Here is a 24,260-nt window from a genome sequence, read left to right as displayed (position 1 = left end):
CGCCCTTCATGGGCAGAGGCGGCTTTGAAATGGCTTTGATCGTACAGAAATTTGGAGGCACCTCGGTCGGCACTGTCGAGAGAATCGAACAAGTCGCCGACAAGGTTAAGAAATTCCGTGAAGCGGGCGATGACCTGGTGGTTGTGCTGTCGGCCATGAGCGGCGAGACCAACCGTCTGATCGATCTGGCCAAGCAAATCAGCGGCGACCAGCAACCGGTTCCCCGCGAGCTGGACGTGATCGTTTCCACTGGCGAGCAGGTGACCATCGCCTTGCTGGCCATGGCGCTGATCAAGCGTGGTGTGCCGGCGGTGTCCTACACCGGCAACCAGGTGCGCATCCTGACGGACAGCGCGCACAACAAAGCGCGTATCCTGCAGATCGACGACCAGAAGATTCGCGGTGACCTGAAGGCTGGCCGTGTCGTGGTCGTCGCTGGTTTCCAGGGCGTGGACGAGCAGGGCAACATCACCACCCTCGGCCGTGGCGGTTCCGACACCACGGGCGTGGCGCTGGCAGCGGCTCTCAAGGCTGACGAATGCCAGATCTACACCGATGTGGACGGTGTCTACACCACCGACCCGCGGGTCGTGCCTGTGGCCCAGCGTCTGGACAAGATCACGTTCGAAGAAATGCTGGAAATGGCCAGTCTCGGCTCGAAGGTGTTGCAGATCCGGGCGGTTGAATTCGCCGGCAAGTACAACGTTCCGCTGCGCGTTCTGCACAGCTTCAAAGAGGGTCCGGGCACCCTCATTACTATCGATGAAGAGGAATCCATGGAACAGCCGATCATTTCCGGCATCGCTTTCAACCGCGATGAAGCCAAGCTGACCATCCGTGGCGTGCCAGACACCCCCGGCGTGGCGTTCAAGATTCTCGGCCCGATCAGCGCCGCGAACATCGAAGTCGACATGATCGTGCAGAACGTTTCGCACGATAACACCACCGACTTCACCTTCACCGTGCACCGCAACGACTACCAGTCTGCCGAAGCGATCCTGAAAAAGACCGCTGGCGAGATCGGTGCCCGGGAAGTGGTGGGCGATACCAAGATCGCCAAGGTCTCGATCGTCGGTGTTGGCATGCGTTCCCACGCGGGCGTGGCCAGCCGCATGTTCGAATCCCTGGCCAAGGAAAGCATCAACATCCAGATGATCTCTACCTCGGAAATCAAGGTTTCCGTGGTCATCGAAGAGAAGTACCTGGAACTGGCCGTGCGCGCCCTGCACACGGCTTTCGAACTCGACGCTGCTGTCCAACAGGGCGAGTAAAGCGTTGTCTTGAGGGCGCGGCTGGACCGCGCCCTTTGTTTTTCTGAATGGCGCGTCTCAAAACTGTTCTTTTGCCCGCGCTGGTCAATACTAGGCCTGTAGGCTTCGACCGTTTCGGTTGTAGGTCCAATGCCTTTTTTTTGCAGACTGTTGTCCCTTAAGTGAATTGCGTGAGGAGAAAGGTATGCTGATTCTGACCCGTCGGTGTGCAGAAAGCCTGATTATTGGCGATGGCGAAATCACCGTGACCGTGCTCGGCGTCAAAGGAAACCAAGTGCGTATCGGCGTCAATGCCCCGAAAGAGGTCGCTGTACACCGGGAGGAAATCTACCTGCGTATCAAGAAAGAGAAGGACGACGAACCAAGCCATTAATTTTTATCGATTTTTATGTTTGCAAACGGGGATGAAGGTGGTTAATATACGCCCCGTGTTGCGGAGAGCTGGCCGAGTGGCCGAAGGCGCTCCCCTGCTAAGGGAGTACACCTCAAAAGGGTGTCGGGGGTTCGAATCCCCCGTTCTCCGCCATTATTCGTTTAGTGCGTCAGAACCTGGCTTTATCGGTAAGTGGTTGAAATTACTGAAAAAAAGCGCTTTACAAAAGGAATTGACGACCTATAATGCGCGGCAACAAATGCACTCGTAGCTCAGCTGGATAGAGTACTCGGCTACGAACCGAGCGGTCACAGGTTCGAATCCTGTCGAGTGCACCATTTAAGAGTCGTTTGCAGCAATGCAAATAACTTGGCTTCAACCAGTTGTGATCTGGTATAAAACCACAACTTGCACTCGTAGCTCAGCTGGATAGAGTACTCGGCTACGAACCGAGCGGTCACAGGTTCGAATCCTGTCGAGTGCACCAAACACCAAAAAGCCCGCGTTTAACGCGGGCTTTTTGCTGTCTACGATTTGCCTTTCACGCACCCCTTCTCATCGAACACAACCTCGGCGCTGCGACCTTTCTTCGCCTTGTAGGTATAGCGTGTGCTCGAATTCCTGACTTTGATCGAGTCTGGCTTGCCCAAGGCGCTTTCTACGTCTTGTTGGCTCATGCCGACGACGATGCGTCGTTCCAGGATGGCATCGCGCCGTTGCCTGGCATCGATGAGGTTCCCGCAGCGGTCCTGGAACTGGCCAACCACGGTCGGTTCCTTGCGGGTGGTTGTGTTGCCGGATGTTTGTCGGCGCTCCGCTTCGGGCAGCATCGCTTCGGTCGTCGGCTCACTCGTGCCAGGGCTGTACGGGTGGATCTGCTGCAGCGACAGGGCTTCTCCCGGGCCGCAGCTCAAGGTGGTGAACGTCACTTGCCCCGCAAGACTTTCGCAGCGGTGCACAGCCTGCCCGGCTGCCCACAACGGCAGGCAGGGCAAGGCGGCGAGCAGGAACAGGTAGTGGCTGACAGGCATCCGGTGGTCCTCCTTGACGGTGCAGGAGAAAAGGGTAGTCGCTGCATTCCTGCCGGCGCGTGTGTTTTCTTTTCTGGATAAGTCGTCGTAAGGGGATGGTTCAGCCTGTGTTCAGGTTTGTCTCGCAAGCGCTTGTTCTTGCCATGATTTTTTAGCGTTTTAAAGCGTCAAGCGGTGTATGATTGCGCCCGTCAGCCCCGCCGGGGCTTTGGAATATCTCCATGGACTTACCCAGTAGTTACTCAATATCTAGTTTTGCCAATCATGAATTAACTGATTGATCCTTCCGGCGTGCTCCACTGCTGGGAGTGGAGTTCGCCTATGACCCAAGTAGAAGTAAAAAAAACGCAGGAAAGCCTTCAGGATCGCCTCGCTCAAGTCGTTGAGCTGCTGCAGCGCCAGCGGGTCGTCGAAGACCTGACGCATCGCCAGGAAGGCCCGAATCATGACCGGGTCGAGAACCTGGTCCACCGGCAAAACCTCGTCGAGCTGCAACGCAAGCTCGATGACCTGCACTCCGCCGACGTCGCCTACATTCTTGAAGCCCTGCCACTGGAAGAGCGCCTGACGGTCTGGCAGTTGGTCAAGGCTGACCGCGACGGTGACATCCTGCTCGAAGTGTCGGACTCGGTTCGGGAAACCCTGATCGCCGACATGGACGATCACGAGTTGCTGGCGGCGGCCAAGGAGATGGATGCCGACGAACTCGCCGACCTGGCGCCCGAACTGCCACGGGACGTTGTCCACGAACTGATGGAAGCCCTCGACGGCCAGCAGCGTGAGCGTGTGCGCTCGGCGCTGTCCTACGACGAGGAGCAGGTCGGTGCGTTGATGGACTTCGAGATGGTGACGATCCGCGAGGACGTCAGCCTTGAAGTGGTCTTGCGTTACCTGCGCCGTCTCAAGGAGCTGCCCGGCCATACCGACAAGCTATTCGTGGTCGACTACGACGGCGTGCTCAAGGGCGTGCTGCCCATCAAGCGCCTGCTCGTCAACGACCCGGAAAAGCAGGTCGCCGAGGTCATGGCCAGCGACCCGGTGAGCTTTCACCCGGACGAAGACGCCTACGATGCGGCCCAGGCATTCGAACGTTATGACTTGATTTCCGCACCGGTGGTCGACAAGAACGGCAAGCTGATCGGCCGTCTGACCATCGATGAAATGGTCGACTTGATTCGTGAGGAAAGCGAAAGCGAAGTCCTCAACATGGCCGGTCTGCGCGAAGAAGAAGACATCTTCGCCTCGGTCTGGAAGTCCCTGCGTAACCGCTGGGCCTGGCTGGCGATCAACCTGATCACGGCGTTTGTCGCTTCCCGGGTCATCGGCCTGTTCGAAGGCTCCATCGAGAAGCTGGTGGCGCTTGCGGCGCTGATGCCCATCGTCGCGGGTATCGGTGGCAACTCCGGTAACCAGACCATCACCATGATTGTCCGTGCCATGGCGCTGGACCAGGTCAGCACCGGCAATACCTCGCGGTTGATGCGCAAGGAACTGGCTGTCTCCTTGATCAACGGCGTGATTTGGGGGGGCGTGATCGGTGTGGTGGCTTACCTGCTTTATGGTAGCTGGTCGCTGGGTGTGGTCATGACGGCCGCGATGACGCTCAATCTGCTGCTGGCAGCATTGATGGGGGTCTTGATCCCCATGACCCTGGCCCGTATGGGGCGTGATCCTGCCATGGGTGCCAGTGTCATGATTACTGCGGTGACCGACAGTGGCGGGTTCTTCATTTTCCTGGGGTTGGCGACGATTTTCCTGCTTTGATTATTTATCGAGAAAGTCGCCTGTTGGCGTAATACTGTTCACTTGGGAAAAACGGCGCTTGTTTCAGAAATGAAAAGCGCCGTTTTTTTTTTGAAAAGTCTAATTGCCTTTTTCCAGGCGGGTGGTGTGCATATCCGTTGCTGCGGTAACGGCTGCTTAGGGTTCTCCGAGGCGGCCTGGTAGCCAACCTGGCTCTTGATGGAGACCGCTCCCACATTCAATTTCCAGTGAACACAAAATTTATATCCAACACGGAACCCCTGTGGGAGCGAGCTTGCTCGCGATGGGGCCGGCAAGCCCAACATCCATGTGGCTGAACCACCGCTATCGCGAGCAAGCTCGCTCCCACAGGTTGGCGGGCTTTCTTATGGGTACGAGAAAAATGGAGCAGGAGGGCCAAACGCCAGGCATAAAAAAGCCAGCACGAGGCTGGCTTGAGTGTTTTGTGTGTGATCAGCTCGGCTCTGCGGCCATCTCTACGTCATGAGCAATCAGCGAAACGAGGGCGTTCTGCTGGCGGTGGGAAAGTTGTCGGAAGCGTTGAAGCAACTCGCGTTCATGCAAAGACAGCTCTGGGCTGTCCAGGCGCATGCTCAACTCTTCACCCAGTGCACCTTCCTGAATCAGGCTTTGCTCCAGGCGCGCAATGATTTCAGAGTTCATGCTGCGATGATGATTACGAGCCACCTCGGCAATGCGTTCCCGCATTCCGTCTGGCAGACGTACGACGAACTTGTCAGCCGTACGGCTGGAATAAATTGCCTGTTTCATTGGGCGCATATTTATTTAACCGGTTAGTTCAGGGGAGCGGTTCTTGGGATTGGCCGCAGGATGTCGATAGGACAAGCCCCATTGCCAAATGTTCAACCTGAATTGTTAAGAGGCCCGCATCATGCCTCAAAATTGCCAGATCATTGGCGCCAATTCTGTGACAAATTCTGATCCGGGTAAAGGCGTTATGCCAGCACCTTTCATCAAAAAAATGCGGACTGGTTGGAAAAAACAACAGGTTCGCATTTTGTGACCGTCAGATTGTGTCGTTGTGCCATACCGTTTGGCGGATAACGGAAATGGACAAAAACGCCTGCCGTCCCTGTCTTGTACAGGATAGTGGCAAATGGCCGATTTACTAGGATGAGCAAGCCAGGGGCAGATGAATGGTGGCCGAGGCATGGCTGTCTGGCCTATCGAGCCTTCCAGGCAGTACCATTTGCCTACACTTAAAAAAAGGGACGACATGACAAACGCAGGGCAGGTCGTTAACATGCACGCCGTTCCACGCACCGCATTCCTCGTGGTCGACTCGTGTCTCAGTAGCTCAATTGGATAGAGCATCCCCCTCCTAAGGGGAAGGTTGGCAGTTCGAACCTGCCCTGGGACACCATTATAAACAGTGGGTTAGCGTGTTTTCCGCGCACTTTCCCCTGCTTGCATTCCCCATCCCCAAACGATCATCTTCGCCTTCAGCGCGCCATGCGTACCTTGCGCCACTCTTCACTCCCTCAGGCTGTGATCGACTGCCCATTTTTGCTCTTTTTTACCGAGCCTGTTTCGTTAACGCGAAACTTTCTCCCCCCTCTGCCATCTGACCGTCTCGGTACGTTGTAGGACTTTTCCTTCGTAGCCGATGGATACGTACCTCTTTTTCACCGATGTCGGTGCCGCATTTCGCAGGCCTGACCCACCGTGTCTTTGATTCAGGCCACAAGGATGTGACATGCAGCCAGCCGCACCCTGCCGAACGCGTAAACCGAGCAGCCCTCGCCGTTGTGTTGACGCAACCCGTTCATCTGCACAGAACGCCAGGCGTCTCGCGCTGCTGTTGATGGCGGCCTGGATGACGGGCGCGTGGAGCGCTGCACAGGCGGCTGGGCCTGAAGAAGAACTGCTGCGCCAGCAAGAACGCGAACGGGTACTGAGGGAGCAATTGGAGTCCCGGCCAGACGTGCGCTTGCAGGCGACACCCGTGGATGAAGGTGTCGAGCGCTTGCCCGCCAAGGAGAGTCCCTGCTTCGCCATCAATGACATTCGCCTGATCGGCGAAGCGTCGGAACAATTCCAGTGGGCGTTGCGCGCCGCCAACCCCAAGGATGATCCGGCCATTGGCCGTTGCCTCGGTGGCGGCGGGATCAACCTGACGATGAAGCGCATGCAGAATGCGATCATCGAGGCCGGCTACGTCACCACGCGCGTACTCGCCGAAGCCCAGGATCTGAACAGTGGGGTCCTGGTGTTGACCCTCGTGCCGGGGCGCATCCGTGAGATTCGTTTCGAAGAGGGCACCAGCTCCCGAGCCAATGCCTGGAACGCGATGCCGGCCAGTCCTGGCGATCTGCTCAACTTGCGCGACATCGAGCAGGCGCTGGAGAACTTCAAGCGCGTGCCGACCGCCGAGGCCGACATCAAGATCGCGCCAGCCCGTGCCGCCGACGCCAAACCCGGTGAGAGCGACGTGGTAATCGCCTGGAGCCAGCGGTTCCCCGCTCGGGTGAGCCTGTCGGTGGACAATTCGGGCAGCAAGAGCACGGGTAAATACCAGGGCAACGTGTCGCTGTCCTTGGACAACCTGCTGTCGCTCAACGATTTGTTCTACGCCAGCGTCAACCATGACTTGGGCGGTGGCGAGTCCGGCCATCGCGGCTCCGATGGCAGCACGCTGCATTATTCGCTGCCGTTCGGTTATTGGCAGTTGGGGTTCACCAGCAGCGAATACAACTACGAACAGTCGGTCGCCGGGGCCAACCAGACCTATCAGTACCGGGGCGAGAGTCGCAACAACGAGGTGCGCCTGTCACGCCTGCTGTACCGCGACGCCGTTCGCAAGACCACGGCCTGGGGCAGCCTGTGGACGCGCTCCTCTGAGAATTTCATCGACGACACCGAAGTCGGCAACCAGAAACGTCGCATGGCCGGTTGGCAGTTGGGGTTGGATCATCGGGAGTTCATTGGCGCTTCGATTCTTGACCTGGGCGTCGCCTATCGTCGCGGCACCGGTGCCCACGACGCGCTCAGGGCGCCCGAAGAAGACTTTGACGCCGGCACGTCACGCTCGCAGATCATCACTGCCGATGCCCAATTGCAGGTGCCGTTCCAGGTTGGCGATCAGCGCCTGCGCTACATCGGCGGCTGGCGCGCGCAATGGAACCGTACGCCGCTGGTGCCTCAGGATCGTTTCTCCATCGGCGGGCGCTACAGCGTGCGCGGTTTCGATGGCGAAAACATTCTGTCCGCCGACCGTGGCTGGACGTTGCGCAACGAAATCGGCCTGTCCCTGGGGCAGACCGGCCAGGAACTCTACACCGGTATCGACTATGGCGAAGTCAGCGGCCAATCCAGCGAATTCCTGATCGGCCAGCGCCTGGCGGGGGCCGTGGTGGGTATACGCGGCGGTTACAAGAGCCTGTCCTATGACTGGTCGGTGGGTACGCCGTTGAAGAAGCCCGATGGTTTCGAGACAGCCAACGTGACCAGCGCGTTCACCGTCATCTGGTCATTCTGAGGTGATCCCATGCAGTTCGAGACGCTAGACATTATCGCCCCCGGCCTGATCGACGAACCCTGGAGCGAAGCCGCGGTGTTCGGCTCCGCCACCTGGTTGTGGATGCACTCCAAGGCCCATCGCGATGCGCCGTTGCACACCTTGCCAACGCTGCTGCTGCCGGCCCTCAAGCATCGCCAGTTCGTGCTCGGCTCCGAACACGGCAAGCCGGTGTTCTACCTGTCCTGGCTCAACCTCGACGAGGCGGCGGAGCAACGTTATCTGCGCCAGTCGCCGTTGGCGCTGACCCAGGACGACTGGAACAGCGGCGAGCGCCTCTGGCTCAACGACTGGGTCGCTCCCTTTGGCCACACGGCGGTATTGAGCCGCTTGTTGCAACGTCATCTTTTCATCGATCGCTGCGCCCGCGCCCTCTATCACCGAGGCGACGAGCGCGGCCTGCGGGTCAAGACATTCCAAGGCATCGGGGTCATTCCCGAACAGGCCCAGGCCTGGTTTGCCGCCCACCCGCTGGCAATCGAAGCGTAACTCCAACCACTGCTCGTGCGGGCTGGCTCCGCAAATGGAATTGCTATGAACAAGCATCTGTACCGAATCGTTTTCAACAAGGCCCGTGGACTGCTGATGGTCGTGGCCGAGAACGTCACCAGCCAGGTCAAGGCACCGGGGACCCGCTCCGGGCCGGCGACGGGCGCAGCGGCTTGCACGGCGACACTCGGAGCGTTGCGCTTTGCCCTGATGACAGCGATTGGCCTGGTGTCCTTGAACGTGGCGCCGAGCTGGGCTGGCACCATCGTCGCTGACCCAGGCGCCCCGGCTGGGCAACGACCGACGGTGATACAAAGCGCCAACGGCACGCCGCAGGTGAATATCCGCGCGCCTAGCGCTGGCGGTGTCTCGCGCAACACCTACAACCAGTTCGACGTCGATGGCCGGGGGGTAATCCTCAACAACGGCGCGCGCAATAGCCAGACGAAACTGGGCGGTTGGATCGAAGGCAACCCGATGTTGGGCAATGGCAGCGCGCGGGTCATCCTCAACGAAGTCAATTCCAGCAATCCCAGCCAATTGCGCGGTTACGTCGAAGTCGCCGGCCAGCGCGCCGAAGTGGTGATCGCCAACCCGTCCGGTATCACCTGCAACGGTTGCGGTTTCATCAACGCCGACCGGGCCACCCTCAGCACCGGTCGGGCGCAGTTGGAGAACGGTCGCATCACCGGCTACACCGTGCAGGGCGGGACCCTCAACATCGAAGGCAAAGGCCTGGACGCCCGCGAGGCTGACTATACGGATCTGATTGCCCGTTCGGTACAGGTCAACGCCGGGGTGTGGGCCAACGACTTGAAGGTTACGGCCGGACGTAATCAGGTCAATGCCGACAACACCCAGGCCACGCCGCTGCCAGGCGCCGAGGGAGAAAAACCCACCGTTGCCATCGACGTGGCCAAGCTCGGCGGCATGTATGCCGGGAAGATCATGCTGGTGGGCACGGAGTCCGGCGTGGGTGTGCGCAACGCCGGGCAGATCGGCGCCATGGCGGGCGAGGTGGTCATCAGCGCCGACGGCAAGTTGCAAAACCAGGGCGCCATCAGCAGCGCAACGGCGACCCGGGTTGCTGCCACCAGCGTTGAAAACAGCGGCACGCTCTACGCCAAGGGCGACCTGAGGCTCGACAGCACCGGTGACATCGACAACAGCGGCACCGTTGCCAGCCAGACCAACACCACGCTGACCGCCAAGACCATTCGCAGCACCACGGCCTCGAGCCTGGCGGCGGGCGTCGGCGCGGACGGCAAGCTGGGCAGCAGTGGCAACCTCGCGCTACGGGCCACCACGGTCAAGGCGCAGGGCCAGAATCTGGCTGGCGGCGATATCAGCGTCGAGGCGGCTGACCTGGACCTGAGCGGCAGCCAGACCCTGGGCAGCAATGTGACCCTGACGGCCAGTACCGGCGATGCCAACCTCACGGGCAGTCAAGTCGATGCGACCCAAGTGCTGAATACCAAAGCGGCCAAGACCTTGCGCACCGATACGGCCAAGGTCACTGCGGGAAACCTGCAGATGGGCGCGCGGGATATTTCCAATGCCGGCGGCGAGCTGGTACAGACCGGCACCGCCGACATGTCGATCAAGGCAGCCGCCACGCTCGACAACAGCGACGGCCGGATTGCCTCCAATGCCACCAATGTGAAACTTGGCGCCGACCGGCTCGACAACAGCAAGGGCAAGGTCGAGCACGCCGGCAAAGGCACCCTGGATATCCAGGCCACCCAGTTGGCCGGCAGCAAAGGCACCTTGGCCAGCAATGGCATATTGAACGTCAAGGCTAATGAGGTGGTGGTCGATGATGGCCTGACCCAAGGCCAACAGATCACGCTCGACACCACGACGTTGTCAAACCAGCGTGGACGGATTCTCCAGACCGGCGCGCAACCGCTACAGGTCACCGCCCGTGAACGCTTCGACAATCAGGCCGGGCAAGTCAGCAGTCCCGGCGCCGTGGTACTGAAGGTCGGCACGCTGAACAACCAGGGCGGCAAAGTCCTCGCCACCGACAACGGTGCCTTGACCGTCACGGCCGACGAAGCGGTCAATAACGGCGGCGGGACGCTGGCCGCCAGTGGGACGACAAAAGTCAGCGGCAAGGCGTTGGATAACACCCTAGGCACCGTGAGTGCCGGCGGTGAGCTGCACGCGACGTTCGACCGCTTGGACAATATCGGCGGCACGCTCGCCGCCACCCAGCGCATGGAGATCATCGCCGGGCAGTTGAACAACACCAATGGCGTGCTGGGCTCGGTGAAGTCCGGGCTCAAGGTCAGCGTCTCGGCGGATGCGCTGAACAACAGCGGCGGACGCCTTGAAGCGCTGGGCGATATCACCCTGTCGGCCCAGGGCCTGAATAACCAGGGCGGGGTGATCAGTGGCCAGGCCTTGGACCTGAATAGCCACGGCCTGCTGATGGACAACAGCCAAGGCACGCTGAATGCCGGCGCGACCCTGGACCTGCGCAGCGGTGAATTGCGCAACGCCGCGGGCCTGATCCAGGCCAAGGGCAAGCTGTTCATCGACACCGGCAGCCAGGCGCTGAACAACCTCCAGTCCGGCACCACCCAAGGCATCAGCGGCCAGGACGCGGTGGAAATCCGCAGCGCCCACCTCAACAACAGCACCGGTTTCCTCGGCGCCAAGGGCGCGCTGGTGCTCAAGGCCACCGACCTGACCAACGGCAGCGGCGGCCAGATCGTTGGCCAGAAGAGCGTACAGGTCGAAGGCGCCCGGGTGGATAACCGCGGCGGTCAATTGCAGGGCCTCGGCGATGTCCAGTTGGTGCTGGGCGAGACGCTCAACAACCAGGGCGGACTGGTGCGCAGTGGTGGAATCCTGGGCGTGACTGCCAACGTGCTCGACAACAGCGCCACCCAAGGCGCCAACCAGGGCCTCGAAGGCCGCGCCATGAGCCTGGCGCTCGACACCTTCGGCAACCAGGCCGGTGCCGTGCGCACCGACGAAGGATTGTCCATCGGCGTCAGCCAAGCGCTGGATAACCAGGGCGGCCTGATTTCCTCGGGGGCCGGCCTGACCATCACTGACCGCGATCCGGCGCAACGTCGCCAGGCGGTGCACAACCTCAATGGGACCTTGCTCGCCGGCAGCTTGTTGTCGCTCAACGCCGCCTATTACGCGGGCAGCGGCCGAGCCCTGAGCCTGGGCGACCTGACGTTCAGCCTGCAAAGTGGCCTGGGCCTGAGTGGACAGATCCAGGCCAATGGCAACGTTGACCTGAGCACCGAAGGGGCTTTCAACAACAGCGGGAAACTGCTGGCGGGCAATCTTCTGCTGGTTCACTCGCAGACCCTGGACAACGCCGCCAACGGCGAGATCAGCGCCGGCCAGGTTCGCCTGACCGTCAACGACAGCTTGACCAACCGTGGCCTGATCGACGGCCAGCAAGTGCGTGTGCAAGCGCTGTCGCTCAATAACCTGGGCACGGGACGTCTATACGGCGACCGATTGGCGATTGCCACTTCGGCCCTGAGCAACCGCGATGAGAATGGCGTCGCCGCGACCATCGCCGCCCGCGAGTCGCTAGACATTGGCACCGGCACCCTGGACAACCGCGAGCAGGCCATGATCTTCAGTGCCGGGGACCTCGCCATTGGCGGTGCGCTGAGCGCCACTGACAAAGCCCAGGACCGGGCCCAACTGTTGACCAACGCCAGTGCGACCATCGAGGCCCTCGGCAACCTGTCGCTCGATGTGCAAAGCGTGCGCAACACCAACGAACACTTCAGCACCCAACAGGTGGAAGTCAGCCGCACCGCCTTGCAGGAATTCCAGCTCAGCGGTTCGCCGAACCGCTACCAGGGCAACCAGATTTCCGTGAGCCACGACGAGGTCAATTACCTCAACACGCCTGAGGGGAGCAAAGATAGCTGGAACCGCTACGACTACACCCGCGTGGTCCAGGAAACCCAGATCGCCACCTCGGCACCGGCGCAGATCCTCTCGGGCGGGACGATGCAGATCAATGCAGGGGATGTCCTCAACGACAAGAGCCGCATCATTGCCGGTGGGTTGTTGCAGGCCAACATTACCAGCCTGACCAACACCGAACTGACCGGCCAGCGCACCACCACCGACAGCGGCACGGCAACGAGCTTCTATCGCATCCAGCGCAAGGGCCGGGACCGTCAGGGAACAGCCGTCACGGCCTACACGCCTGCCCCGTTGATCCAGGACATCAGTCTGCAACCGACCGTGTTCGCCCAGAACGCCGCTGGCAACGGCACCGGCACCCAGATCAGCGCCCGCGCCACACAGGGCGTCGGCGAACAGATCGCCGCCACGGGCACGGTCAGCGCTCCGGTCGAAAGGACCTTTCAAGTGGCGCCCATCGTTCAGGTCGCGGCCCAGACCACCCTGAACAGCAAGGGCGTGGCCGAGCAGATCCGCAGCGGCGGGCCCTCCCTGGCATTGCCGAACAACAGCCTGTTCACCACTAATCCCCAGAACACCAGCAGCTACCTGATCGAAACCGATCCGCGTTTTGCCAGCTACCGCACCTGGCTGTCATCGGACTACATGCTGCAGCGCCTGCAAGTCGACCCGGCACTGACGCAACAACGCCTGGGCGACGGCTTCTACGAACAGAAATTGATTCGTGAACAGATCGCGCAACTCACCGGCCGCCGTTTCCTCGACGGCTACGCCAATGACGAAGCGCAGTACCGTGCCCTGATCGACAACGCCGTGACCGTCGCCAGCCAATGGCAACTGGTGCCCGGCGTGGCCCTGACCTCCGCGCAGATGGCCCAGTTGACCAGTGACATCGTCTGGCTGGTTCAGAAGCAGGTCACCCTGGCCAACGGCGACACCCGCAACGTGCTGGTGCCGCAAGTGTACGTACGGGTCCAGGAGGGCGACCTCAACGGCTCCGGTGCCCTGATTGCCGGGCAGCAGTTGAACCTGAACATCGCTGGCGACCTGGTCAACAGTGGCAGCCTGGCCGGGCGCAGTGTCATGGCGATCACCGCGCAGAACATCGAGAACCTCGGCGGGCGCATCCAGGCCGACAAGGCATCGCTCACCGCGCGGGAAAACCTCAACAACCTTGGCGGCCTGATCGGTGCCGTGGACAGCCTGTCGCTCAAGGCCGGGCAGGACATCAACGTCGTCTCCAGCAGCCGGGACAGCAGCAGCGCCCAAGGCACCCGCACCAACCTGTCGCGGGTGGCCGGGCTGTTCGTCAGCGGCGCCCAAGGCACGATGGGCGTGAGTGCCGGCAACGACCTCAACCTCACCGGGGCCCAGGTGGTCAATGCCGGCAAGGGCGGCAGTACCTTGCTGGAGGCGGGCAAGAACATCAACCTGGCCACCGTCGGCGAAGCCCACGAGCAAGCGCTGGCCTGGAACAGCAGCAACTGGCGCAAGGATGCCAGCCAGACCGAAGTCGGCTCCCAGATCCAAGGGCAGGGCGACGTGCGCCTGAGCGCCGGCCAAGACCTCAACGCCCGCGCCGCCCAGGTCACCAGCGAGCAAGGCGCGGTGTTTGCCGAGGCCAAGCGCGACGTCAACCTGACCGCCGGCCAGAACTACCAGTTCGCCGATGAAGCCCACAAGGTCAAGGGCAGCAACGGGATGTTCTCCAGCAAGACCACCACCACCCGCGACACCATCAGCCAGACCTCGGTCGAAGGCTCCACCCTCAGCGGCGAGCAGACCTATGTGCAGGCCGGTCGTGACATCAACCTGAAGGGTAGCAACGTGGTGTCCACGACCCAGACGGTGCTGGTGGCGGACAACAACGTCAACATCGAAGCCGACACCGCCAGCAGCAGCGAACGCCATGACAAGTCCGTGAAGAAAAGCGGCCTGTTCAGCGGCGGCGGCATCGCCGTGACCATGGGGACCCAGCAACAGAGCGTCAAGGACCTCACCACCGAGCACACGGCCGTGGCGAGCACGGTCGGCTCGACCACCGGTGATGTGCTGATCGAAGCGGGCAAGGGCTACCGCCAAGTGGGCAGCCAGGTGTCGGCGCCACAAGGCAACATCGACGTCACGGCGCAGACCATCGACGTCGTCGAGGCACGCAACACCCGCGAGCGCGAGCGTGAAACCCTGTTCAAGCAGACCGGGTTCACCCTCACCGTGACCAACCCGGTGATCAGCGCAATCCAGACGTCCCAGCAAATGAAACGGGCATCGGAGAAAACCGACGACGGTCGCATGAAGGCCCTGGCCGCCGCCACCGCCGTACTGGCGACCAACAATGCCGCCACCGCCGTGGCGATGGACCCGGGCGCGGCGGGCGGGATCAACATCAGCCTGTCCCTGGGCACCAAGAAGAACGAAAGCACCACCACCTACACCAGCGACAGCGCAGCGGGCTCGACCATGACCGCCGGCAACGACGTTCGCCTGCGCGCCACGGGCGCGGGTGCCGCCAGCAACATCACCGTACAAGGCAGCGATATCAAGGCCGGCCGCAACGCCAGCCTGTTGGCGGACGGTGACATCAACCTGCTCGCCGCGCGCAATATCGACAAACAGGAAACCGACAGCAAAGGCAGCAGCGCGAGCATCGGCATCGGCTTCTCCCTCGGTGCTCGCAACGGTTTCACCCTGGACCTGGGGGCATCCGGCACTCGCGGCCAGGCGGATGGCGATGGCCTCACCCACACCAACACCCATGTTCAGGCGGGCAACCAGTTGCTGCTGTCCTCGGGCGGTGACACCAACCTCATAGGCGCGGTGGCCAGCGGCAAGCGAGTGTTGGCCGATATCGGCGGCGACCTGAACATCGAAAGCCTGCAAGACACCAACACCTACGTGGTCGATGAGAAGAGCCTGGGCGTTGGCATCAGCCTGTGCATTCCGCCGTTCTGCTACGGCATGAGTTCGGTCAACGGCGTCAGCGGCAGCTTCGGTGCCACGGATATCGATTCCAACTACGCCAGCGTGACCGAGCAATCGGGCATCAAGGCCGGGGACGACGGCTTTGACATTCGCGTGGGGGGCAACACCGACCTGGTCGGCGCTGTCATCGCCAGCAGCGACAAGGCCGTGCAGGACGGCAAGAATCGCCTGGTCACCGCCAGCCTCACCAGCCGCGACATCAAGAACAAAGCCGAGTACGACGCCAGCACCGTCAGCGTCGGTGGTGGCTATCGCGAAGTCGGCAAGGACCAGCAGGGCAACGCCACCAGCGGCGGCACGCAAACCCCGGGCACCGACCTGCCGAAGAACGACAACGACCTCAGCGCCACCATGCCGATCGCCATCAGTGCCAGCGACGACGCCAGCAGCATCACCCGCAGCGGCATCAGTGGCGGCACCATCGTCATCAGCAACGACGCCGAGCAACAGAAACGCACCGGCCAGAATGGCGAACAAACCGTCGCCAGCCTCAACCGCGATGTTTCCAGCGACCGCGACACCACCAACACCCTCAAGCCGATCTTCGACGAAGACGAAATCCGTGCCGGTTTCGAGATCGTCGGGGCGTTCTCCAACGAAGCCAGCACCTTGCTTGCCAACAAGGCCAAGGAAGTCGACCTCAAGCGCAAACAGGCCGAGAAAGCTCAGGCTGCGGCCCTGGACCCCAACGCCAAACTCACCGACAGCGAACGCTTGGCGCTGCTCGGCAGCGCTCAGCGCCTGAATGCCGAAGCCAGCGGCATTGCCGACAAGTGGGGCGCGGGCGGCACCTACCGGCAGATCACCACCGCCCTGGTGGGCGCGGCCAGCGGCAACATCAGTGGCGGCAACAGTGCGTTCGTCCAAGGGTTGGTGGTCAACTACCTGCAGCAGCAGGGCGCCGGCTACATCGGCGACCTGGTGGCGGACGGCAAACTCACCGAAGGCTCGCCACTGCACGCCGCCCTGCACGGCGTGGTCGCCTGTGCGGGCGCCGCCGCCAGCAGCCAGAGCTGTGGCAGTGGTGCCGCGGGCGCGGCGGCGTCGAGCCTGCTCACCGGCCTGTTCTCGGAAGCCAGCCCCGATGAAAGCGAATCCCAGCGTGAGGCCAAGCGCAACCTGATCGTCAGCATTGTCACCGGGCTGGCCGCCACCAGTTCCTCGCTCGACCCGGCTACCGCCAACAGCGCGGCCGGTGCCGCGGTGGACAACAACTGGCTGGCGACTCAGCAGCTGGTTCAGGCGGAGAAGGAGTACAGCGCGGCTGACGGTCTCGGGGCCAAAGCGCAGGTGATCGCCAAGTGGGCGTACATCCACAAGAAACAAGACGTCCTGACCCGCTTCGGCGTGGGCAAAGGTTTGGCGCAGGCGGGTTGGAGCGATGTCGAAGGCTTGGCGCAATTCCTCCTACACCCGGTTGACGGAATCAACGGCCTAAAAGCCCTGGTCAACGACCCAGAGGCCCGCAAGCAGTTCGGCGATGGCGTGGTCAACGAACTCAACGCCAAACTTGACCGCGTTAAAGACGCATTGGAAAACGGTGGTGATGATCGCGCCGTGCAACTGGGGCAGGACATTGGCGAACTCGTCTGGCAGGTTGGCAGCATCGCTACGGGTGTTGGTGGGGCGGCCAAGGGTGGGGTGGCGTTGGCGAAAGCCGGGATCAAGGTGGGGGCGGAAGGGCTTGAAAAAATGGCCGATATGGCCAGGCTTGAAAAGCTCGCGAAAGCTGGAGAGATTGCTGGCGCGGGAGCCAAAAATCCGTTGCTTGATGATGCGATACCGAGAAACGGTGATCGTCTAACTGTGAATCAGGGATCTGTACCTACTTGCGGTCACAACTCTTGCGGTATGGTCTTGGATACGTTGGGCAAAAACGTTGATATAGCTGCTCTTATCGAGAGACTTCCTCCTTCTGAAAAAGGGATTTTCGCTCGAGATGTTGCTATTCTGATGAACTCTGAAGGTGTGCCTGCAAGTGCCTTTGGGAGTAGGAATGTTGCTGACTTGGCTAGATATACTTCAAAGGGGACTCCAGTGGTTGTTCGTATTTTTGATAAGTCCGGAGGCTCTGATTTCTCGCACTTTGTTGTCGTGGATGGAGTTACAATAAAAAATAATATCCCAGTTGTTGCCATTCGTGATCCGCATGGCAGTCAGTATTTTAGTCCTGTTACTACCTTTGAGAAAAATTTTTCAGGTGAGGTTGTTGTGCCTCGGAGTGCGTTGCAATGAAGTTGAAAATTGAATTTCCCAAAAATTTAGTTACGGATGAGCTGCTCCGACAGGAACGGATTCCCTGTGTATGCAAGATAGCCAGCGAGTTTGAGGTTTTTTTTGCTGAGACTATTCCCGAATCGTCTGGAGTAGTGTTGGAGTGGGATCGGAAAGAATTGGAGTTAAGAGCTGTTGCAGGGGCGGGGGGGCAGTACACGCATCATGCGTCTGGTTTGATTACCCTGAAGGATGTTGGGGATGGGGTTTATGAAATAATTGATCTTGAGATGTTTTATAGGAGTTTTGGTTGGTGCGCTATCTTGAGGGATGGTGAATATGCCCCACCAGGGGACTTCTGGGACGAAGAGTGATAGTTGCGCGGATTTATTGTGGCTTTCACCAAAAACGGCGGGAAGTAGACGTGAAGTCTTTGTTGTCCGACTGGTGTGCCTTCTGTGAAGGCAGTGGATAGGTCAAAAATATATTCGAGCTGCCAACGGGAGATCACACGGAGGTGCGGGACGAAGATTTTGAGTGCTTCATTGGTGTAATGGGTGAGGCTACATCACATCGACCGGTGCTTGATTCCCAGATTGCGAAATATCGGGGGGTACTGCCGGACGCGTTGCTCACCTATTGGCAGAAAGAAGGTTGGTGTGGGTATGCCAATGGTCTTTTCTGGACAGTGAACCCGGATGATTATAAGCATATGCTCGATATGTGGCTCGCGGGTACTGAATTTCCACAGATAGATAATTACCACGTTATCGCAAGGAGCGCGTTCGGGACTCTCTATGCTTGGGGCGAGAAATACAATCAGAAAATTGTTGTTTCATGTCCGACGGGGTCTATCGTCGCGTTGACGAACAAGCTGAATGTACCTAATAAAAACCCGGATCTAGCGATTCAGACATTTTTCGCTATGTCTGATAAGGAACGTTATGATCTGGAGGATAGTCAAGGTGAGTTTTTATTTGAGCGAGCCCTGGAAAAGTTAGGTGCACTTGACGAGCATGAGGTCTACGGTTTTGAGCCAGCATTGTTTGTTGGAGGGGCGGCTTCGCTGGATCAGTTGGTTAAGTGCAATTTAGAGGTTCACTTAACGAGCCTTCGACAGATGCGTTCCTGAGTGGGCACAGTAAGCGGAAGGGCGTTGTACTGGTGTAAAAGGAGCATATCGAAATGGATGAAATCAACGTCCGGCTTCACCAACACCGGCGCTGGCTGTCACGGTCGGAAGGCCTGACGGCTCAAGAGCTTGATTTTATCGATGAGGATCTGGCCAGCGACTCATTTAGCGGATTGGACAATGTGGCTGACTCGTTGGGGATGCTGGCGACTTATTACGGCATTCGAGGCGAAGTCGCGATCAGTGACGGAGAGGCTTCTGGCTGGGAATACGTCTCGCGCTCGATGATGTACCGTTATTGGGCGCTGATGCTCAAGGCCAAGGCTTTCTCCAAAACGAGTTTTCTTCAAGGCATCCAAACCGTCCCCAACCTGACTAACCAGTTGAGCATTGCTGGGTGCTTGCTGGCCGGGTTGATAGCGGTTGATCGTCGTGATCTGGCTGCATCCGTGGCCGATGTGCTTGCCGGAATGTTGTCCGTCAAAGGCGCCGTCGATTCGAGCTATCTTGAACGGCGTCGATTTGAACCTTTCATGCTCTGGCTTTATTCAGTCTATTCGCAAGGTGCTGCGCTTCCGGACATCAAGTCGATGGATCTGGGCATTTATCAAAACGTGATAGACGAATGGACAAATGAGCAAGGGCTAGCTGATGCGTTGGAAGCGCTTTGTCGATATCACTTATCCAACGCTGAGGACAACGGTGGGGCCTGGGATCCTGAGTTCAAGCATGCGCCTTTCGATCTGTTGCCTTTAGAGATCCACGCGATTTTCCAGGTCCGACAGCAACTGGGTTTGACTGCTCCATCGGTGTCGAGTCCGTTGTTGTCCGCAAAGACAGCTGCGCTAGAAAACCTGGTCACCGTTCCTGATCAACTTGCTGTCCGGGTGGAAACGGCCTACGAGCGTTTCTTCGGGCTTTAGACGCAGGCGCGACCCTTTTTTCAGTTAAGTAATGACATGCGGTGAGCTGAATGAAGTATTACTTATTGCGGGAAGACGTGCGGTTTCCTGAGCGCTGGTATTTGGGCGATATCAAACACTGCAACAACTGGCTCTTCATCAACCCCCCTTTCTGAGTACATGGAGCCGTGTACCTACGCCCTTGAGGTACGTGAGGAAGGTGTGAACCTGGATTTTTCCTTGGCTGGATATGCCTCTGTGCCGATCCTGAGCGAAAAAGCCAGGACTGTATTGCATTGATCGTTAGCGAGGAGGTGAAGCTTCGGCTGGAGCGAGCGGACCTCTCTGGAATGTTATTCGAGGGCGTGAATGGCGAGGGTGAGGTTATCGGCTGATCGTGGCGAGGGAGCTTGCTCCCGCTCGGTTGCGCAGCAGCCGCCAAGCAAACAGGTCCGCTGCGCGGCCCAGCGGGAGCAAGCTCCCTCGCCACGGGTGTTCAGCCAGTCGTCTGCACTCGGTTTCTCCCACACCTTCTCCTTAACGGAACGCCATCGCCTGCCGATAACCTGATGAGCCCGGTTGTTTCCTGCGTTTCGGCTCGCAATGTGCGTCACGACACAGCCAGGCCAAGCGATTGCTGAAATCCCTTGAACGTTGCTGGCTGGTGACTATCATCTGCGCGCCTCGGGGTTGTGACACGGCGTTTCGTTGTTATGCCATTGGGTTATTTTTTTACTTGCCTGGACATCCTCGATGCTGGCGTACCACCAAAAAAGCTTTTTGATCGTCGATGATTTCTCGGATTTCCGCAGTTCGATCCGCTCCATGCTGCGTGAGTTGGGCGTCAAGGACGTGGACACCGCCGACACCGGTGAAGTGGCGCTGCGCATGTGCTCGCAGAAGCGCTATGACTTCATCCTGCAGGACTATCACCTGGGCGATGGGCGCAAGAATGGCCAGCAGGTGCTGGAAGACCTGATGGTCGAGAAGTTGATCAGCCATGAAAGTGTCTTCCTCATGGTGACCGCCGAGACCAGTCAGGCGATGGTGCTCAGTGCCCTGGAGCACGAGCCGGATGCATACCTGACCAAACCGTTCAACCGCTCCGGCCTGGCCCAGCGGCTGGAGCGGCTCGAGCAGCGCAAGACCCTGCTCAAGCCGATCCTGCAAGCCCTCGACCGTGGCAAGCCGATGGAAGTGCTCAATGCTTGCATCGCCCTGTGCAAGCAGGACCCGCGCTACGGGCCGTTGTGCCTGCGTTATCGCGCCGATGCGTTGCGCGACCTGAATCAGAACGAGGCCCTGGAGCGGCTGTACAACTCGATCATCGCCGATCGCCCGTTGCCGTGGGCCTACGCGGGGTTGGGCAAGTTGATGTTCAAGCGCGGCCAGGTGACGCAGGCCAAGGCCGTTTATGAAAAAGCCCTGAAAGTCTTTCCGATGATGCCGGCGTTGTACGACGGCATGGCCGAAGTGTTGATGGCCGAAGGCGACACCAAGCAGGCGCAGCACGTGCTGGAAGAGGCAGTGCGCCTGTCGCCGCTGGCGGTGCGCCGCCAGTCGTTGCTGGGCAAGCTGGCGATGACCAACGAAGACTTCGACACGGCGTCCCGAGCCTATCGCCAAGCGGTCGGGCAGGGCGCGCAGTCGCGCTTCAAGGATCCGGAAAGCAACCTCGGCCTGGCCCATGCGCTGATCAGCAAGGGCAGCGAAAAAGGCCTCGACACCCGGACGCGGCTGGAGATCAACACGACCCTCAGCGCCGTGGCGAAGGAGAACCTCAACGACCCCGGGTTGCAGGTCCGGGCGCGGTTGATGAAGGCTACGAGCCTGTTGCTCAACGATGCGGAAACCGCCGAAAAGCTCACCGAACAGGCCTTGCAGCGCCTCGATGGCATGGAGCAGTTCATGAGCGCCGAGGCCGCGTTGCTGGTGGCCAAACAGTTGCAAATGCTCGGCCAGACCAGCGCCGGCGAGTCGATGCTCAAGAACTGCGCGGAGATCTACGGTGATGACCCGACGGTGATGCAAGGCATCGCCAAGCTCACCGACGACCCGAACATCCTCAACCAGGGCAATGCCGCCGCCGAGTTGAACCGCGAAGGCGTGCGGGTCTACAAGACTGGCGCATTGCCAGAGGCGCGAGAGCTGTTCCGCCGCGCCCTGAAGATGCAACCGAAGAACATCAGTATTGCCCTGAACATGGCGCAATCGCTGCTGCATGGCACCGACACCACTGTGGAGTCGGAACTGCTGCAGGAATGCCGCGCCTGCCTGAAACTGGTGGGCATGATGCCCGATACCGATGCGCGTTTTGCGCGCTATCAAAAACTGCGAAGCAAGGCATTTGGCGATGAATGACAGCGAACAGGCACTCGATTTCTCCACGGTGATCGCGTCGACCGTGCATGACATGAAAAACTCCCTGACCTTGCTCATGCAGGCGCATGGGCAATGGCTCGAGCGCTTGCCCGAATCCGAGCGACAGACCTCGGAGCAGGGTGTCATCGAGTTCGAGTTCGCCCATCTCAACGGCCTCATGGTGCAGTTGCTGGGGTTGTACAAGCTCGGCGTCAACCAGTTGCCGTTGCACCCGGCCTACCATGAGCTGGATGACTTCATCGAGGCGCAACTGGCCGGCCATCAGGATGTGTTCCGCAGCCGTGGGATCATGGTCACCTATGACGTCGATCCGCTGAGCCCGTTGGGCTTTTTTGACCGCGAGCTGGTGGCATCGGTGCTCGACAACTGCATCAACAACGCCATTCGCCATGCGCGCCAGGCACTGTTGATCAGTGTGAGTGATGAAGCCGGGCAACTGGTGCTGACCATCAACGACGACGGCGAGGGTTACCCGCCAGAGATGATCGAGCGTCAGGCCGAGTATGTGCAGGGCATCAACCACAGCAGCGGCAGCACCGGGCTGGGCCTGTACTTCGCCGCGCGGATCGCCGGGTTGCACCAGCGCGGCGGCGTGAGCGGGCGGACCGAGATTGCCAATGGCGGTGTGTTGGGTGGTGGGGTGTTCCGGCTTTATCTGCCCTGAAAAAAGCATTACCAACACAAATCCCCTGTGGGAGCGAGCTTGCTCGCGATAGCGATGTATCAGCCAACTCGATATTGGCTGAGCCGACGCCATCGCGAGCAAGCTCGCTCCCACAGTCGTATTGCATAAGATTTTAATTGCCTCCGGGTGCTTGATATTCCGAACAGCCGGAGCCTATTTTGTACGGGTTGCCGTTCGCGGCTCGCACATAACAAGGATTGCGTCATGACAACCGATGGCCAGCGTTCACTCGCGCAGCGACTGACGGGCATTGATGAGATTGAATGTGTCACGCCGGATTTGAATGGCGTGCCGCGGGGCAAGGTGATGACCGCCGAGGGGTTCTTCGAAGGCCGACGGTTGCAGTTGGCGCGGGGCGTGCTGCTGCAATGCATCATGGGCGGTTATCCGCCGTCGCGCTTCTACGGCAGCGATGACGGCGACCTGGCGCTGGTGGCCGATCCGAAACAGATCCACCGCCTGCCCTGGAGCCAACAGCCCCGTGCCCTGGCGATCTGTGACGCCGACGAACTGACCGGTGAAAGCTCCCGGCTCTCGACACGCGGCCAGCTCAAGGCAGTTGTCGCGCGTTATGCGGCCCTTGGCCTGGCACCGGTGGTAGCGACCGAGCTGGAATTTTTCGTGTTCGCCCCCAACCCGGACCCGACCCAACCGTTCCAGCCGCCGATGGGCCTGGATGGACGTCGCGAAGACGGCCAATCGGCGTTCAGCATCAGTTCCAACAATGGCCTGCGCCCGTTCTTCAGCGAAGTCTATGCCTGCATGGCGGCGCTGGGCCTGCCTCGCGACACATTCATGCATGAAATGGGCGTAAGCCAGTTCGAGATCAATCTGCTGCACGGCGACCCTTTGTTGCTGGCCGACCAGACCTTCCTGTTCAAGCACCTGCTCAAGGAAGTGGCGCTCAAGCACGGCTTGACCGTGGTCTGCATGGCCAAGCCCCTGGCCCACACGCCGGGCAGCTCGATGCATATCCACCAGAGCGTCGTCGAGGCGGACAGCGGCCGCAACGTGTTCAGCGACGAAGCGGGCGAACCGACAGCCACGTTCCGGCATTTCATCGGTGGGCAACAGGCGTGCCTGGCGGACTTCACCTCCTTGTTCGCGCCGAACGTGAATTCCTACCAACGCCTGTGCCATCCGTTCGCTTCGCCGAACAATGCGTGTTGGTCCCATGACAACCGTTCGGCCGGGTTGCGGATTCCCGCCAGTTCGCCGGTGGCCCGACGGGTCGAGAACCGCTTGCCCGGGGCGGATGCCAACCCCTACCTGGCGATTGCCGCCAGCCTGGCCGCCGGGCTGTATGGGATCGAACATCGCCTGGAGCCGAGCGCGGCGATCCAGGGCGAATTCGAAGTGCCAGATAATCTATCGCTGCCATGTACCTTGCATGCCGCCCTGGAGCGTCTGAAGCGTAGTCATCTGGCGAAGGAACTGTTCGGCACGGAGTTCATCGAAGGCTACATCGCCTCCAAGACCCTGGAACTGACCAGTTTCTTTGACGAAATCACGCCCTGGGAGCGGCGTGTCCTCGCGGCCCAGGCCTAACGAACCGTCGCATTCGGGCTATCTTCAACGGATAGCC

At 60.1% G+C, this 24,260-nt stretch carries 14 protein-coding genes and 4 tRNA genes; 16 read left to right on the top strand and 2 right to left on the bottom strand.

What is annotated here, in order from left to right:
* Nucleotides 1-29: 29 nt before the first annotated feature.
* From J3P85_RS22410 to J3P85_RS22390, 5 genes are all read left to right on the top strand, one after another.
* A complete protein-coding gene (locus tag J3P85_RS22410; RefSeq protein ID WP_053124398.1) occupies nucleotides 30-1,271 on the top strand; it encodes an aspartate kinase in 1,242 nt (413 codons plus the stop codon).
* 184 nt (nucleotides 1,272-1,455) lie between these two features.
* Nucleotides 1,456-1,644 carry a carbon storage regulator CsrA gene (gene csrA, locus J3P85_RS22405; RefSeq protein WP_003178872.1) on the top strand — a complete coding sequence of 63 codons (189 nt, stop codon included), beginning with the start codon at nucleotides 1,456-1,458 and terminating at the stop codon, nucleotides 1,642-1,644.
* A 62-nt stretch (nucleotides 1,645-1,706) separates the two neighbouring features.
* A tRNA-Ser gene (locus tag J3P85_RS22400) sits at nucleotides 1,707-1,797 on the top strand.
* 108 nt (nucleotides 1,798-1,905) lie between these two features.
* Nucleotides 1,906-1,982 (top strand) — tRNA-Arg (locus J3P85_RS22395).
* 72 nt (nucleotides 1,983-2,054) lie between these two features.
* Nucleotides 2,055-2,131: transfer RNA gene (locus J3P85_RS22390), tRNA-Arg, on the top strand.
* 40 nt (nucleotides 2,132-2,171) lie between these two features.
* On the opposite strand, the gene J3P85_RS22385 is transcribed toward J3P85_RS22390, so the two are convergent.
* Nucleotides 2,172-2,675 carry a cell envelope protein SmpA gene (locus tag J3P85_RS22385; RefSeq protein WP_434703548.1) on the bottom strand — a complete coding sequence of 168 codons (504 nt, stop codon included), beginning with the start codon at nucleotides 2,673-2,675 and terminating at the stop codon, nucleotides 2,172-2,174.
* A gap of 321 nt (nucleotides 2,676-2,996) precedes the next feature.
* On the opposite strand from J3P85_RS22385, the gene mgtE reads away from it, so the two are divergent.
* Complete coding sequence (mgtE, locus tag J3P85_RS22380) at nucleotides 2,997-4,439, top strand: magnesium transporter (RefSeq protein ID WP_060741018.1); 1,443 nt, start codon at nucleotides 2,997-2,999, stop codon at nucleotides 4,437-4,439.
* 453 nt (nucleotides 4,440-4,892) lie between these two features.
* Here the strand turns inward: mgtE and J3P85_RS22375 are convergent, their stop codons facing one another.
* The gene (locus tag J3P85_RS22375; protein ID WP_186707061.1) at nucleotides 4,893-5,219 is read right to left on the bottom strand and encodes an Arc family DNA-binding protein; all 327 of its coding nucleotides are present in this window, start codon (nucleotides 5,217-5,219) and stop codon (nucleotides 4,893-4,895) included.
* Nucleotides 5,220-5,746: 527 nt separating this feature from the next.
* Here J3P85_RS22375 and J3P85_RS22370 point away from each other — a divergent pair.
* The 10 genes from J3P85_RS22370 to J3P85_RS22325 all read left to right on the top strand — a co-directional run bounded on the left by J3P85_RS22370 (nucleotide 5,747) and on the right by J3P85_RS22325 (nucleotide 24,223).
* Nucleotides 5,747-5,823 (top strand) — tRNA-Arg (locus tag J3P85_RS22370).
* A gap of 453 nt (nucleotides 5,824-6,276) precedes the next feature.
* Nucleotides 6,277-7,938, top strand: coding sequence for a ShlB/FhaC/HecB family hemolysin secretion/activation protein (locus J3P85_RS22365; protein WP_434703547.1), 1,662 nt, complete (start codon nucleotides 6,277-6,279; stop codon nucleotides 7,936-7,938).
* A gap of 9 nt (nucleotides 7,939-7,947) precedes the next feature.
* Complete coding sequence (locus tag J3P85_RS22360) at nucleotides 7,948-8,466, top strand: toxin-activating lysine-acyltransferase (protein WP_109753925.1); 519 nt, start codon at nucleotides 7,948-7,950, stop codon at nucleotides 8,464-8,466.
* Nucleotides 8,467-8,511: 45 nt separating this feature from the next.
* Nucleotides 8,512-17,595 (top strand): hemagglutinin repeat-containing protein, encoded by a 9,084-nt coding sequence (locus J3P85_RS22355; RefSeq protein ID WP_434703545.1) that lies wholly within the window; start codon nucleotides 8,512-8,514, stop codon nucleotides 17,593-17,595.
* Nucleotides 17,592-17,948 (top strand): hypothetical protein, encoded by a 357-nt coding sequence (locus J3P85_RS22350; RefSeq protein WP_434703544.1) that lies wholly within the window; start codon nucleotides 17,592-17,594, stop codon nucleotides 17,946-17,948. The genes J3P85_RS22355 and J3P85_RS22350 overlap by 4 nt, the downstream gene beginning before the upstream one ends.
* A gap of 143 nt (nucleotides 17,949-18,091) precedes the next feature.
* Complete coding sequence (locus J3P85_RS22345; protein ID WP_434703543.1) at nucleotides 18,092-18,706, top strand: GAD-like domain-containing protein; 615 nt, start codon at nucleotides 18,092-18,094, stop codon at nucleotides 18,704-18,706.
* A 53-nt stretch (nucleotides 18,707-18,759) separates the two neighbouring features.
* Entirely contained in the window at nucleotides 18,760-19,629 is an 870-nt protein-coding gene (locus J3P85_RS22340) for a hypothetical protein (protein ID WP_434703542.1), read from the top strand.
* 732 nt (nucleotides 19,630-20,361) lie between these two features.
* Nucleotides 20,362-21,969, top strand: a complete 1,608-nt coding sequence (locus tag J3P85_RS22335; RefSeq protein ID WP_186707053.1) for a tetratricopeptide repeat-containing response regulator — start codon at nucleotides 20,362-20,364, stop codon at nucleotides 21,967-21,969.
* Nucleotides 21,962-22,654 carry a sensor histidine kinase gene (locus J3P85_RS22330; protein ID WP_024619400.1) on the top strand — a complete coding sequence of 231 codons (693 nt, stop codon included), beginning with the start codon at nucleotides 21,962-21,964 and terminating at the stop codon, nucleotides 22,652-22,654. Before J3P85_RS22335 ends, J3P85_RS22330 begins: the two co-directional genes overlap by 8 nt.
* Nucleotides 22,655-22,981: 327 nt before the next feature.
* Nucleotides 22,982-24,223 carry a glutamine synthetase family protein gene (locus J3P85_RS22325; protein WP_434706416.1) on the top strand — a complete coding sequence of 414 codons (1,242 nt, stop codon included), beginning with the start codon at nucleotides 22,982-22,984 and terminating at the stop codon, nucleotides 24,221-24,223.
* Nucleotides 24,224-24,260: the final 37 nt, after the last annotated feature.

This window comes from Pseudomonas sp. Z1-12, assembly GCF_051132015.1.
GTDB classification, from domain to species: domain Bacteria; phylum Pseudomonadota; class Gammaproteobacteria; order Pseudomonadales; family Pseudomonadaceae; genus Aquipseudomonas; species Aquipseudomonas zanjanensis.
The sequence above is the reverse complement of the archived record's forward strand: the minus strand, read 5'-3'. Positions and strand labels throughout refer to the sequence as shown.

Bases quoted from the DNA above. Each gene is read 5' to 3' on its own strand.
- J3P85_RS22355 (WP_434703545.1), top strand. From the start codon at position 8,512: ATGAACAAGCATCTGTACCGAATCGTTTTCAACAAGGCCCGTGGACTG.
- J3P85_RS22360 (WP_109753925.1), top strand. From the start codon at position 7,948: ATGCAGTTCGAGACGCTAGACATTATCGCCCCCGGCCTGATCGACGAA.
- J3P85_RS22410 (WP_053124398.1), top strand. From the start codon at position 30: ATGGCTTTGATCGTACAGAAATTTGGAGGCACCTCGGTCGGCACTGTC.
- J3P85_RS22365 (WP_434703547.1), top strand. From the start codon at position 6,277: ATGACGGGCGCGTGGAGCGCTGCACAGGCGGCTGGGCCTGAAGAAGAA.
- J3P85_RS22330 (WP_024619400.1), top strand. From the start codon at position 21,962: ATGAATGACAGCGAACAGGCACTCGATTTCTCCACGGTGATCGCGTCG.
- mgtE (WP_060741018.1), top strand. From the start codon at position 2,997: ATGACCCAAGTAGAAGTAAAAAAAACGCAGGAAAGCCTTCAGGATCGC.
- J3P85_RS22325 (WP_434706416.1), top strand. From the start codon at position 22,982: ATGACCGCCGAGGGGTTCTTCGAAGGCCGACGGTTGCAGTTGGCGCGG.
- J3P85_RS22340 (WP_434703542.1), top strand. From the start codon at position 18,760: ATGGATGAAATCAACGTCCGGCTTCACCAACACCGGCGCTGGCTGTCA.
- J3P85_RS22385 (WP_434703548.1), bottom strand. From the start codon at position 2,675: ATGCCTGTCAGCCACTACCTGTTCCTGCTCGCCGCCTTGCCCTGCCTG.
- J3P85_RS22350 (WP_434703544.1), top strand. From the start codon at position 17,592: ATGAAGTTGAAAATTGAATTTCCCAAAAATTTAGTTACGGATGAGCTG.
- csrA (WP_003178872.1), top strand. From the start codon at position 1,456: ATGCTGATTCTGACCCGTCGGTGTGCAGAAAGCCTGATTATTGGCGAT.
- J3P85_RS22375 (WP_186707061.1), bottom strand. From the start codon at position 5,219: ATGCGCCCAATGAAACAGGCAATTTATTCCAGCCGTACGGCTGACAAG.
- J3P85_RS22335 (WP_186707053.1), top strand. From the start codon at position 20,362: ATGCTGGCGTACCACCAAAAAAGCTTTTTGATCGTCGATGATTTCTCG.